Here is a 12,914-nt window from a genome sequence, read left to right on the forward strand (position 1 = left end):
TTTACAGCACTTTGCAACTAAATGAGGTACAGAACCAAGGATTCGCAAATCAAATTATTCTTCTCCCTCTTGCCTCCTGCCTTCTGCCTCCTGCCTCAAAACCAGTGAATTTGTACCTCATGCAAAAGAAAACTGCTGTAAGAGATACTTTTGTAAACACAGACACGCAAAATTGCCGTCTCTACAATAGACCTCTTGCATAGCGGACGAAAGTACTTGTGTGTACAGCGATCGAGAATTTTCATCAAAAAACTTTAACCGAACCGTATTGGCTTTGCGTCTATGCTGGTTCGTTCTTTATATAATTTGGGGCATCTTTATACAGAATTAGTATTACCTGTAACAACTAAAATTAACATAACAAAACAAAACTGGTATTACCTGTAACAACTAGAATTAACATTACGAAAAAGATACTTCTTGCAAAAGCCAAAAAACCGCCCTAAAATCAATTTCTGGGCGGCTCAAGTATTTTTGCACTAGATATAAAAAAATTACCAATACCTCCTTCTTAGTTTAAATTTCTTGATTTCCGCCAATGGACAATTGTTTTTTGCTATGTTTCAACTCTTTCCAAAGTGACTTAATTTGCTGATAAGCCTCTTCCTGAGACAATTTCCCCCCTGTTTCTAGGGAAGTGATGTAACTAATTTTTTGAGAGAATTCTTGGAGGTTGGCATTAAACACCAAATTCTCTGGCTGAAATTTTCCATAATACCGGCTACGAGGGTAAAGAAAGCTGTTTTTGTCTTGCGAGTTAGATTGTGTCATAACTTTTCTTTTATAATTCTTTCCTGCTTAAATTTATAAACTAAAACTTTTCCCTTTGTGTATATACACAGGATAAAATTCAAATTCCTGAAGAAAGAAGTTAATTTTTTAGTTCAATATTAGGATAAAGCAGAAGAACAAGTAATTAACTGTGGAAAATACTGAAATCAGTACCTTCTCTACCAAAAGGAGTAAGTGAAATAGCATTTCATAGCATTTTGCTGATTAAACTCGACTTGCTCAAATACGGCTCAAATAATATCATGCCCGCAGAATTAGTTATGATTACCATAGTCTTTATCTAGGGTTGATAGCGAAGGCTAAAGTAAAAGCCATCATCCTGAGCGTTATTACCGCGATCGCTCAGATCGATAAATGGAAATCCATAATCGAGGCGCAAAAAGAGATTATCAATTCCCATTGCCTGATTCCATATTAATCCTAAGCCTGCGCCTACTAAAAAAGTTTGATTGGGTAGCGAATTGGGGTTATTAGACTGATTCCAGACAGCTCCCATATCCACAAATGGCGCAAGTTGAATTGTGGATAATCCAGATTCATTACGCTGTACCGTAAACCGATCTTCGATCGCTACCCGAAATCCATTATCCCCAGAACGGATATTTTGGCGATATCCCCTTACCGATTGTCCGCCGCCAATCACAAATTGCTGGGAAGGTAAAAGGCTATCTGGTGTAAGCTGCAAGTCTGCTTGGATGAGCAATAAATGATCGTTACTGAGTTGCTGCACGCGCTGTATTTGACCTAACCAACTGAAAAAGCGACCATCGGGTATGGGGTCATTGTTGATAGTTGCGTTTAATATATCAACGCCAAAATTAAATTGCGATCGCAAAAACCAAGCTCCTTTTGGTTCGCGCCTGATATAATCTTGAGCAAATTTCATTACACTGGTGCGACTAACGCCATTGGCATCAGGCCCAATGCCAAAGGGGGTTGCGAGGTTATCAAACAGGAAGGTTTGACCATCTTGATAGGTAAATCCTAAAGATAAGGCAAATTCTTCTTTAGGCGATCGAATCAATGGTTGACGATAATTGATTTCATAAAGATCCTGGTTGGCCCGAATGTCAAAGGCATCAAAGGGCGGCTCAGTAATTTCGTTGCGATTAAATGCCGCTCGAATCTGCACTTTGCCATTCATGGCGTTCACGGGAACCTGATAACTAAAATCAAAAACATCGGAACCACCAGAGAGTGTATGGTAATATGAGCCAGCTAATTCATCTCCCATACCGGTTAAATTGCGCGATCGCAAGTCAACACCCAATCTTTCCGCGCCAATACTGGGAGGCGAATAATTATCTACACCCAAACTACCAATTAAAGTTTTTGCCTCTTCAACTCTGACAACGAGAATACTTTGACCAACCTTACCCGTTGGACGCAAACTCGCTTCCACATTGGTAAATAAGGGATCGAGTCGCAACAATTTCAACTGTTCTTCGAGCTTACCAGTATTTAGAGGAATACCAGCACCTAGTTGGATGCGACTACGAATATAAGATGGGTTTAATCGCCGCGTCCCTTGGATGTCAATCTCTGTCAAACGCCCTTCCAACACTTGAATTACCACAACACCATCTGCGGTACTAGATTGTTGAGTATCTGGAATTGCTCTGGAATTTATATAGCCTTTATTTAGGTAAAGCTGGGTAACAGCATCGGCGGCTTGTCTGATTTCTTCTAAAGTTAAGTCCCGTCCTTCAAACGGTTTCACTACTGAATTAAAATCATTTTCCTGAAAAACTGTGCTACCTACAACCTGAATTTTCCGAACCCGAATCCGTTGTGGTGTTTCTGATTGTGGGTTAGTTGCTGGAGTTGGTTCTGTTGACTGTACTATTTGAAACTCTGACTGACTGCTATTTGGAATCGAGTCCGGTGTAAAAATATTAGCTCTAGCTCTCAGTCCATTTGCAGTTACAATCCAAACCGCAGGCAGAATTAGCAAGCCGCACCGAAAGCTGAAACTGTGCTGACTGCATTTAGTAATTGCCAAACTTTGCCAATTCTCTAACTGATGAGATAAATAGACAATTTTTTGCTGAGTCGTTGCTCTAGGCTGAACACCAGTTTCTATTTCTTTTCTCATTTCTCTTCAGTGGAGTGCCTTATTTAACGACTGGGCTGATTTTGATTTTGGAGTATGCTATGGCAGGGGGCAGAAGGCATGGGGCAGGAGGCAGGAGGCAGGAGGCAGGAGATAGGGGGGCAGGAGATAGAGTAACCTATGTTTAAAATGTGGGACTTAGGCTGTGAAGGCTTTAGCTCTTGTGCTACACGTTTCAATACAATTCTTGTTTTGAAACTCGGTTTTATACCCATAAATAAAATAATCAATCAATCATACTTCTTTTCCTTCTACCTCCTGCCCTCTGCCTCCTGCCTTCTCTTATGAGTATTTCAATATCATATTTTTGATATTCAAATTTCAAAAGATTTGTAACTAAAACTATAATTAACAGCGATTTATTCTAAGTGATAGTCCCTAGCATTATATTGTGGTAACAGGTAGAAAACTTGGGAAAACTTCGATGTCACCACTGATTTCCATTGTCATCGTCAATTACAATCGGGAGTCTTACCTTCAAGAAGCGATCGCTAGCGTCTTAGCGCAGACATGGCAAAACTTTGAGCTACTAATTTGGAATAATGGCTCTACAGATGGATCGGTAGCGATCGCTCGCGCTTATGCTCAAAAAGATGGGCGAGTGCGGGTGGTGGAGGCAGACAACCAAGGAGTTGCTGCGGCTTGTAAGGCAGCGATCGCCCAAACTAGCGGCACTTACATCGGTATATTAGACAATGATGATATCCTTGCCCCCACAGCTCTTGCTCAAACCGCTACAGTCCTCAATCGCCATCCAGATACGGGATTTGTTTACACTGACTACTTAAATATCGATCCAAACGGCAAAGTCATCGGTTATGGTCATCGCTGTAACATTCCTTACTCTCAATCAGGTTTGTTGGTAGATTTCATGACTTTCCACTTCCGCTTGATGCGGCGATCGGTTTATGACCGAGTGGGAGGTGTTAACGAATTGTTCTCTTGTAGTGCCTATGATTATGACTTATGTCTGCGACTTTCAGAAGTAGCCCAAGTGCGCCGAGTCAAAGAGCCACTTTATTTCTACCGAAATCATTCTCAAAGCATCTCTGTTACTAGACAAAAAGAACAAATACTCTGGTCGCAGAAGGCGATCGCTCAAGCACTTTGGCGGCGCGGATTAGCAGACAAGTTACAAATCGATGTAGAATTGCCCACAAGTCGCTTCAGATTACGCTGCAAAAAATCTTTACTGTCTAATATCGCCGCTTCAGGCTTAGTTATTGCCTCGTTGGTAAATCCCAAATTAGCCCAAGCACAACAAATAGTTCCTGCTAACGATGGGACAAACACAATTGTGACTCCCAACGGCAATCGACTTGATATCACTGGCGGCACAACTTCAAGAGATGCTGCAAACCTCTTTCACAGCTTTCAACAGTTTGGAATTTCACCAGAACAAATTGCCAACTTTCAAGCTAGTCCGGCGCTGCAAAATATCCTTGGTCGAATTACAGGCGGGAATGCCTCGGTTATCAATGGTTTAATTCAGGTGACAGGTGGCAATGCTAACCTTTTCTTGATGAATCCAGCCGGATTTATTTTTGGAGCAAACGCCAGTTTAAATGTGCCTGGTGCTTTTACAGTGACAACAGCCAACGGCATCGGTTTTGGCAGCAGTTGGTTTAACGCTATCGGTGTTAATGACTACATAAATTTAGTTGGAAACCCCAACGGATTTGCCTTTAGTATGAACCAGCCAGGAGCGATCGCCAATGCTGGAAATTTGGTAGTCGGTGCTGGGCAAAATTTGAATTTATTCGGCGGTACTGTAGTCAACACCGGGCAACTTTCAGCACCGGGAGGGCAAATTAACGTTACATCAGTACCAGGACAAAATTGGGTGCGTCTCAGTCAGCCAGGAAATCTGCTAAGTCTAGAAATTCAGCCCCTCGCCTCTAGTAGCACTCAACCCAACAACTGGACAATTCCCATCGCCTCAATACCCGAACTGCTGACAGTTGGTAACACAGGGTTAACTGCCAATCCTGATGGAACTGTAAAATTAACAAACTCTAATGTGACAATTCCCACAACTCCAGGTACGACGATTGTTTCTGGAACAGTGAATGCAGCGAGTCAAACAGGCGGTACTATAACTGCTTTGGGTAAAAAAGTTGCAGTGATTAATGCCAATATTAACGCCTCTGGAAATAATGGCGGCGGTACTGTGCTAATTGGTGGCGATTATCAAGGTAAGGGGACTTTACCCAACGCAGATGGGACTTATGTTAACTCAAAATCCGTCATTAATGCTGATAGTAACTTGAATGGAAATGGCGGACGGATAATTGTTTGGGGTAACGACACAACCCAGTTTTTTGGAAAAATTTCGGCTCGTGGAGGAGCAAATTTTGGCAATGGTGGTTTTGTAGAAGTATCAGGCAAAAATTTCTTGACCTTCAACGGTTTGGTAGATACTTCAGCCGTCAATGGCAACTTTGGCACTTTATTACTAGACCCCAGCACATTGACCATTATCGATGGTGCAGCAGGGACAGGTGATTTTGATGCTACAGCAGGCAATATTGCCTTTGGCGATGCAGATATTGGGGCTAACACTGTTTCTTGGGGTGCGATCGCAGCTTCAGGTGCAAATATCAACTTACAAGCTACAGGCAACATTACCATCGATGACATCACCGGAGCTACGCCTTTAGTGACTACTCCTGGTATCGCTACATTAAACTTGGGTGCTGGCGGTAGCTTCAGCCTCTCCTCACAAACTGGTTCTGTAAACTTTGTCAATCCCACCAACACCATCCAGACAACTGGGGGAGCGATTAACATTTCTGGAGCTAGTTTATCACTGGGCAATCTTAATACAACTACTGATTCTGACAATAGTGGCAATGTCAACTTGTCTGCGACTGGCGACATCGTTGCGGGCAACATTATCGCCAGTGGCCAAGGCTACTTGGCAGGTAATATTACAGTCGCAAGTAGCGGTGGTGGGATTACTCTAAATAATCTCGATACTAGCAACACTGAAGGGTTTAATACTATTAATACTGCTGGAACAGTCAGTTTGACTGCCGCAGGCAATATTCTCACAGGTAGGATTGATGCTTTTTCAAATGATGCTGATAGCTCAGGTCAGGCTGGCGATGTAGTCGCAACAACCACAGGCGGCAGTATTACCACAGAGGCAATTAACTCGTCTGTAGTTAAGGAAGGAGGTGGCGATTTTATCGGCACAGCTGGCGCGATTAGTTTAACTAGCAGAGATAATATCACCGTGAATGATGCCATTAACGCCTCAGCAAGTGCGATCGGAGTCGATGGAACTGGAAACCTGACATCTGGCAACGTTACCTTACAGACTACCAATACATCTGGTAGCAATATTCGTTTTACCAACATCAACACCCAGGCGATCGCAGACGATTTTGTGGATGGAAACACAGTTCAAGGTGGCAATGTGCAAGTGCTAACCAACGGACTGATTCAAGGAATTGGAACCGGTGAAGCGATCGCAACTGGTGGATTTTTTACTGGCGAAGGAGGTACTAACGTTCAACCTTCAGCAGGAGGTACTGTTAACATTCGCCATGATGGTGGCCCAAACAATGTAGATTTTATTGTCGGTGATGCAAGTGTCAATGGTACAGCAGGGTCAATTAATACAGGTGACAATTCAATAATCGTTAATAACTTTCCAGTTTTGCCAAATGGTGGAGATGCTAGCGGTACACCAGCCGGCATCACCATTACATCTGTCAACACACCGCCGACATTAACAGCAAACTCATTGCTACCCGATACCCAGACCAATCAACCTGTTACCTTAACATTCTCTAGTTTGGCTCCACTGGTCAGCGATGTTAATAATGACATCACCTCCATCAAGATCGATGTCGTGAATACGGGAAATATCACTGTCAATGGCGTTCCCGTCATCCCTGGTGTTACAACCTTATCTAGCGGCGATACTTTGGTATACACACCTCCAGCAGATACAAATGGATCGCTAAATGCCTTTGTAATTAGTGCAAATGACGGCGTTTCCTCTTCTGCACCTGTACAGATAGGAATTAACGTCAGTCAAACTCCTACTCCCAATCCTGAAACTCCCAATCCTGAGACACCTAATCCGGAAACTCCAAATCCTGAAACTCCCAATCCGGAAACTCCCAATCCGGAAACTCCAAATCCGGAAACTCCAAATCCTGAAACTCCAAATACTAACCCCTGCACATTCCAATGCAATCTACCAAGTAAACCGAATAACCCTGTCACCAATAATCCTCAGATTGATAACCCCGTTCTTAATCCCGACCCCACTCCCGAAGACAATTTCACAGATGATTTTGCCGACCATTTAGGCATACCCAGCCCTAAAATCAAAACCCTAGATGATGCCAAAAAAATTGCTCGTAAAATTGAAGAAGCTACTGGTATTAAACCTGCATTTATCTACATCAGTTTTGTCCCTGTGGAAATTCAACCAGAAGTAAATTTAGGCAAAGCTCAAAAATTTACAAAACAGTTAAATACCGTAGCAGAAAAAGATAGCGATCAACTAGAAGTTGTAGTAGTAACCGGAAAAGGCGATCCTATCCGCAAGCGTATCCCAGAAACAACAAAAACCAAAGTTCTGCAAGTAGCTCAAGAATTTCGCGACCAAATCGTTAGTCCCCAAAACCGTCGTCGCACCGGTTATTTGCGTTCATCTCAACAACTTTATCGCTGGATTATTGCACCACTAGAGCCAGATTTACAAGCGAGAGAAATCAACAATCTGGTCTTTTTACCAGATATTGGGTTACGTTCAACTCCAATGGCAGCACTTCACGATGGTAAGGGATTTCTAGTAGAAAAATATAGTATTGGCTTAATGCCTAGTCTTAGTTTGACTAATACCCTCTATAAAGAGATTAAAAAATCTCAAATTTTAGCGCTGGGGATTTCTCAGAGTACTCAGGGACAAGAGCCTTTACCAGCAGTCCCTCTTGAGTTATCAACATTAGTATCTAAACTTTGGCAAGGCAAATTATTGTTAGATAAGCAAGCCACCTTAGAAAATCTTAAAACTATCCGCCGCCAACAACCTTTTGGAATTATTCACATGGCAACTCATGCCGATTTTGCTAGGGGTGCTTTGAATAATTCCTATATTCAACTGTGGGAAGACAAGTTACGCTTGAATCAATTACGACAGTTGCGCTTGAATGAACCTGAAGTTGAAATGCTCGTGCTGAGTGCTTGTAGAACAGCTTTAGGAGATGAAGAATCCGAACTGGGATTTGCAGGTTTAGCAGTGCTGGCAGGTGTGAAAACTAGTGTTGCTAGTCTTTGGTCGGTTAATGATGCTGGCACAGCGGCGTTGATGACAAAATTTTATGAGAACTTAAAGACAACTCCAATTAAGGCAGAAGCTCTCAAACAGGCTCAGGTAGCTATGCTCAAAGGGCAAATTTATGTCAAGGATGGACAAGTGCAAGGTTTAGGAGGAGTTGGAAATTTGCCTTTACCTGCTGACAGTGCTGATGAATCACTTATGCATCCTTATTATTGGGCTGGATTTACAATGGTTGGTAATCCTTGGTGAAGATAAGAATATAGAGTCAACCCCTTCCCTACGGGACGCTACGCGAACGGGGAATTCAAAATTCACGCATTCAAAATTACAATCCCCATAAATGAATTTAGGAGCTTGTATCCTTTTTGTCTTTGGTCATAAATGAATGGCACTAAGTTAAGATACAGCCCTTATCCTGACTGGTTCCCAGCCTCCAGGCTGGGAACTCATTCTGGGAGGCTCCGCCTCTATAGCTTGACAAGAGGTATAGCTGGGGACTGGGGACTGGGGACTGGGGACTGGAGACTGGGTGAAAAGTCTTTTTGTGTCTAGGTTCGATCGTATGTTGATGTCCTAACACTACTGGCGACGGCTGTAGAACCTCTTTTGAATACATTCCCAGCCTGGAGGCTGGGAACGAGTCTAAACAAGCTTTTGGGCTTTACAAGCGTGCCATTCGGTCATAAATCAAGCGACGTATAGCAATAGCCAAAAAGGTTAGGACATTAACAGATGATAAAATTTAGACACAAAAAGGCTTTTCACCCAGTCCCCAATCCCTAGTCCCCAGTCCCTTGCTATACTTCTAGTGGATACTACGGCTGAAAGATATGTTTTCTTGCAGATGAACGCTACAATCTATCAGAAAATCAAGAAGTAGTTAAATCCAGAGTGTCTTCATGACGGCTAATTTAACACCTAAAGCGACATTTGACTTTATTAACGTGCTATCCCAAGCTGCGGTTAAGTATAGAGAACCAAAAAGTATACGCCCTAGTGCTGAAATATTAGTAAAGGCATTGCTACAAGCAGAAAAAACTGCCAAGCAACAAAAGTTGACTTATCCTTTTGAGTTTCTGCTCGGTAAATGGCAACTTTGCTTTGTCACTGGCATTAAGAAAAACAGAGGTAGCGGCAAAATTGTCTTAGGCAACGGTTTCTATGTACCCAAGTTCATGACAATTCATGTTTCCTTTAATGCCACTTTGGAACAAAATTCAGACAGAGGCGAAATTGCTAATCAGGTTGAGCTTAACCCAGTTTCACTGAAACTCACGGGGCCAGTGCAATATTTCGGGAAGAAAAATTTATTGGCCTTTGACTTTAACCAGATGATTATCAGTTTGTTTGGTCGTGTTATTTACAACAGAGCAATCCGTGGTGGTAAAGTTCAAACAGAAGATTTCTACAACCAACCTATAGCGAAACTACCCTTCTTTGGCTTCTTTTTAGTCACAGAAGATTTCATAGCAACTCGCGCTCGTGGGGGAGGATTGGCATTTTGGATTCGAGAAACTTAAAGACGCTTGCAGAAAATCAGGCAGTATTGCTGGAGGCAAAAGGAAAGAGAATTTGACTTATTTGTTTGATTAGTAGCAAATGGTGCAACCTTTTTACAAATCAAACAAATACTTCACATCATCTGCACTCGATTACTTAGGGAGTGATAAAGTTCGCCTGATTTGGCTTTTATCTTGCATTATCAAAGAAGTATATGCTACTATTGATAATTGTGTGGTTAAGGACGTATAGCTCAGTTGGTTAGAGCGCTACGTTGACATCGAGTAACTAGCGTTACCCTTTACCCACTCCGCACCCTTTTTTACTTTACTAATCTGCCCAGAAGTTGTCTTAACCGTCCCACTTTTGTCCCAAGAATATCATCTGAGACAGGACAAATACGACGGTATTAAATAGTATTTATTAATACCCCGTACCTATACTTCATTTTAAATCTTTGGTTGCCAGCTATCTAAGTCTGCCTCCGGTCGCTTCATAGACGGATAAGTAACACCTTGGGCTTCTATCTGCGACCTCATTTGGGTTATTAGCGATTTCTCAGCCATCAGAAGGACTACACCCGCCCTAACCAGGGCACTAATCGGCGTGCCTGTCTTCTCAGCCTCACCCTCTAACCATTTATACGTTTCCATGTCAAACCGGATACCTGCCTGTTTAAGTTTAGCCATAAGTAACCCCCCACTTTATTAACTAAACAGTCAACTCATAGTTGACTAAATCCCTTCAAATGGAGGGATATGTTAAATGGCTAAGGTAATCCGTGGGGGTAAAATCCATACCTGGAATCCCCATAAACACCCAAGAGGTAGAGGGGGAAGGTTTATTGAAGCTTCAAGCGCGTCAAGTACAACAGGTAGGCGATCAAGTACTACTAGAGGTAAACAGACTCGTGAGAAGGGACTGAGTTTTGAAAGAGAAGTCAAGCGATCGCCACTAACCCGTGCCGAGATTATCAAGCAGTCTATGACCCTCAAGGCTGCCAAGAATGCAGCCCAGGTCTATCAAGCACGATTAGAGTTATACCAGAGGCTCAATCAAGATCAGCGTAGACGGTTACAGGAAGTACTTAAGGCTAAGAGGGAGGCTAAGGAGGTAGGGAAGCCTCTAAATGAGCGATCGCAGGCCACCCAGACTACAGGGAAGTACTTAGCGGCTAATCCTGATCACCTGGGTATCAAGGGTAACAAACTTACCATCTGGGATGGTAAACCAGAGTTAGCTAAAGCCCAAGGCGGGTTTAAGACCAAGAAAGTTAAGGATTTTGAATACTCAGTAGTAGTAGATGGTAAACAGGTCGTTCTCAACCGGAATACCAATATGCATGAGTACATGGGGGATCGGATTTATGGAATGCCATCTTTAAATCCCCGACTGGCTTCTATGACCCCAGTGCAACTAGCTGACGGGTTAGCAAAGTATATGACCAAAGTAGAGACTAAGGATAGCACTGTACCCGACTGGCTCCCCACATATCACGGCAAAGTGGACAAGACTCTAACTCCTAAAGGTTATGGCAAGATGCAACAGCACCACGTCCACCAGTGGGCTAAAGTACCTTTAGATACCGTTGTTAAAGATTATGAGTCAGGTAAAATAACCCTAGATGAGGCTAAGGCACGGACACAGGCTATCCTGAGTAGGGAAACAAAAAAGACTAAATCAGGTAGAACGGTTGAGGATTGGGTATTAACCCCTTCGGAAAAGGATCAGAGAGCCTTTGTGGTGCTACCTGGAGGGCTGCATGACATAAGTAATAGAAAGATGTACCTAGCTAATCACCCTATGGGTATTGATGTAGACGCTAGCGAGTTCAAGTTAAGGAGTTATAGATTACCTGAGTTTGGTGATTCCGGTAGACGTTGGCATTCTGATACCTTTCGACCGGGATCGTGGATTGAAATCTACCGTAGGGAATCCTACGTGATTTTGGGTGAACTAAACCGTAGAGTAGCTAAGGGAGAAGTAACCCATCAGGAAGCCCAAAAGCTATTCAGGGAAGGGTTAGACAAGGTAGACAAGGCTAATCAATACAGGTTACAATATAGTAAGCAGCAAGGGAGTCAAGGTTAATATTATATGAAAACATTAGACGTAACGTTTACACTAACTGACGGCTCCCAAGTAGAAATACAGTCTTTAGAAGATATCATAGAAGTGCGTCCGTTAGATGACGATGATTATATGGACGCAGAGGTCTTTGAAGTTACCTTGAAAGACGGTAATACCTATGAAGTAGATTATGTAGAGTCAGACGGCAACGCTCGTACTATCTTATGGCAAGCTGTTGACCCGGATTAAATACTTCTGAACATATACGGTTAAACCTTATGGTGATATAAACCATAGGGTTTTTGACTAGGTAGGTTGACCATAGATCGAAATATTTCACTAAGGATCGAAAGTTTTCGATAAATAAAACTTATACCTCTAGTAGCTTGACTCGGTGTTGTTACTTTCTGGTAGCCCTAGTTTTTCCTCTAGACTGGCAAGCTGAATCTGGATACTAATATTTGGGTCTGGTATAGTCTCCCTGGCCATCCTGTCTTTTACTAACTGGCTAGCCCATTCCCCCATTTCCTTAAGCATCCTGGCCACCCTGAGATTGTTATCAGCATTAAACTGGGCGGCCAGGGAATCAACAGCCTCTAGAGCGATCGCTAGCAGCCTTTCTTGTCTGTCATCGGTAGTTAACCCATCGGCTGAGACATTAGTGATCAGCCGGGGGGCTACCTGGTGTCCCTGGTAGCTTACATGTGGTTTCTGGGGTTTACTATGCTTTTTATGGCTATAAATCTGCTGAGGGGTTACAGATACTCCCAGAGTTATCAAGTAATCTACTAATGCGGTTGCTGGTAGCCCCAGACTGACCTTAGCCGCAAAGCTTTGTCTAGCCTCAGCATTCAGCGCACAGATGGGGCAAGTGGTCTTTCTAACCATTGGTCTTAACCTCCTTAATCGCCTCTATAAGCGCATCCAGAGCAACTAAAAAATCATCTGAGTCTATTGATGCCAAATAGGTTAAACATTCGCCATAGGCGCGTCTAGTACCCTCTGTCATCTGATTATTTTCCAGTATTCCTCTAACTACCTCTGACATGGGTTGTTTTGACTTATCCGCCAAGTCAGCCAAATAGTTATATGTGTCTTCCTCAATCCGAAATGATAATGCTTTAGTCTTCATTTTAT

10 protein-coding genes are annotated in these 12,914 nt (G+C 42.8%); 5 read left to right on the forward strand and 5 right to left on the reverse strand.

What is annotated here, in order from left to right:
- The coding region (locus RMY32_RS10665; RefSeq protein ID WP_322710210.1) for a hypothetical protein at positions 1-203 on the forward strand (203 nt) is incomplete at its 5' end.
- A 313-nt stretch (positions 204-516) separates the two neighbouring features.
- Here RMY32_RS10665 and RMY32_RS10670 read toward each other — a convergent pair.
- On the reverse strand, positions 517-771 hold the full coding sequence (locus tag RMY32_RS10670; RefSeq protein WP_322710211.1) for a hypothetical protein: 255 nt from the start codon (positions 769-771) through the stop codon (positions 517-519).
- Between the two features lie 301 nt (positions 772-1,072).
- Positions 1,073-2,887: a ShlB/FhaC/HecB family hemolysin secretion/activation protein gene (locus RMY32_RS10675; protein WP_322710212.1), complete on the reverse strand. Its 1,815-nt coding sequence runs from the start codon at positions 2,885-2,887 to the stop codon at positions 1,073-1,075.
- A 442-nt stretch (positions 2,888-3,329) separates the two neighbouring features.
- On the opposite strand from RMY32_RS10675, the gene RMY32_RS10680 reads away from it, so the two are divergent.
- Positions 3,330-8,456 (forward strand): CHAT domain-containing protein, encoded by a 5,127-nt coding sequence (locus RMY32_RS10680; protein WP_322710213.1) that lies wholly within the window; start codon positions 3,330-3,332, stop codon positions 8,454-8,456.
- A gap of 650 nt (positions 8,457-9,106) precedes the next feature.
- Entirely contained in the window at positions 9,107-9,727 is a 621-nt protein-coding gene (locus tag RMY32_RS10685; protein ID WP_322710214.1) for a hypothetical protein, read from the forward strand.
- A gap of 429 nt (positions 9,728-10,156) precedes the next feature.
- Here RMY32_RS10685 and RMY32_RS10690 read toward each other — a convergent pair whose 3' ends face one another.
- Positions 10,157-10,396: a hypothetical protein gene (locus RMY32_RS10690; protein WP_322710215.1), complete on the reverse strand. Its 240-nt coding sequence runs from the start codon at positions 10,394-10,396 to the stop codon at positions 10,157-10,159.
- Positions 10,397-10,472: 76 nt separating this feature from the next.
- Between RMY32_RS10690 and RMY32_RS10695 the strand changes: the two genes are divergently transcribed.
- Both RMY32_RS10695 and RMY32_RS10700 read left to right on the forward strand, forming a co-directional pair.
- Positions 10,473-11,798 carry a hypothetical protein gene (locus RMY32_RS10695; protein ID WP_322710216.1) on the forward strand — a complete coding sequence of 442 codons (1,326 nt, stop codon included), beginning with the start codon at positions 10,473-10,475 and terminating at the stop codon, positions 11,796-11,798.
- A gap of 6 nt (positions 11,799-11,804) precedes the next feature.
- Positions 11,805-12,026, forward strand: coding sequence for a hypothetical protein (locus RMY32_RS10700; protein ID WP_322710218.1), 222 nt, complete (start codon positions 11,805-11,807; stop codon positions 12,024-12,026).
- A gap of 129 nt (positions 12,027-12,155) precedes the next feature.
- Here the strand turns inward: RMY32_RS10700 and RMY32_RS10705 are convergent, their stop codons facing one another.
- Complete coding sequence (locus RMY32_RS10705; protein WP_322710219.1) at positions 12,156-12,665, reverse strand: hypothetical protein; 510 nt, start codon at positions 12,663-12,665, stop codon at positions 12,156-12,158.
- Positions 12,658-12,909 carry a hypothetical protein gene (locus RMY32_RS10710; protein WP_322710220.1) on the reverse strand — a complete coding sequence of 84 codons (252 nt, stop codon included), beginning with the start codon at positions 12,907-12,909 and terminating at the stop codon, positions 12,658-12,660. The genes RMY32_RS10705 and RMY32_RS10710 overlap by 8 nt, the downstream gene beginning before the upstream one ends.
- Positions 12,910-12,914: the final 5 nt, after the last annotated feature.

This window comes from Nostoc sp. ChiSLP03a, assembly GCF_034531215.2.
Taxonomy (GTDB): Bacteria; Cyanobacteriota; Cyanobacteriia; order Cyanobacteriales; family Nostocaceae; genus Nostoc.

Coding starts and splice junctions, on each gene's coding strand:
- RMY32_RS10695 (WP_322710216.1), top strand. CDS start 10,473: ATGGCTAAGGTAATCCGTGGGGGTAAAATCCATACCTGGAATCCCCAT.
- RMY32_RS10680 (WP_322710213.1), top strand. CDS start 3,330: ATGTCACCACTGATTTCCATTGTCATCGTCAATTACAATCGGGAGTCT.
- RMY32_RS10685 (WP_322710214.1), top strand. CDS start 9,107: ATGACGGCTAATTTAACACCTAAAGCGACATTTGACTTTATTAACGTG.
- RMY32_RS10670 (WP_322710211.1), bottom strand. CDS start 771: ATGACACAATCTAACTCGCAAGACAAAAACAGCTTTCTTTACCCTCGT.
- RMY32_RS10690 (WP_322710215.1), bottom strand. CDS start 10,396: ATGGCTAAACTTAAACAGGCAGGTATCCGGTTTGACATGGAAACGTAT.
- RMY32_RS10675 (WP_322710212.1), bottom strand. CDS start 2,887: ATGAGAAAAGAAATAGAAACTGGTGTTCAGCCTAGAGCAACGACTCAG.
- RMY32_RS10705 (WP_322710219.1), bottom strand. CDS start 12,665: ATGGTTAGAAAGACCACTTGCCCCATCTGTGCGCTGAATGCTGAGGCT.
- RMY32_RS10700 (WP_322710218.1), top strand. CDS start 11,805: ATGAAAACATTAGACGTAACGTTTACACTAACTGACGGCTCCCAAGTA.
- RMY32_RS10710 (WP_322710220.1), bottom strand. CDS start 12,909: ATGAAGACTAAAGCATTATCATTTCGGATTGAGGAAGACACATATAAC.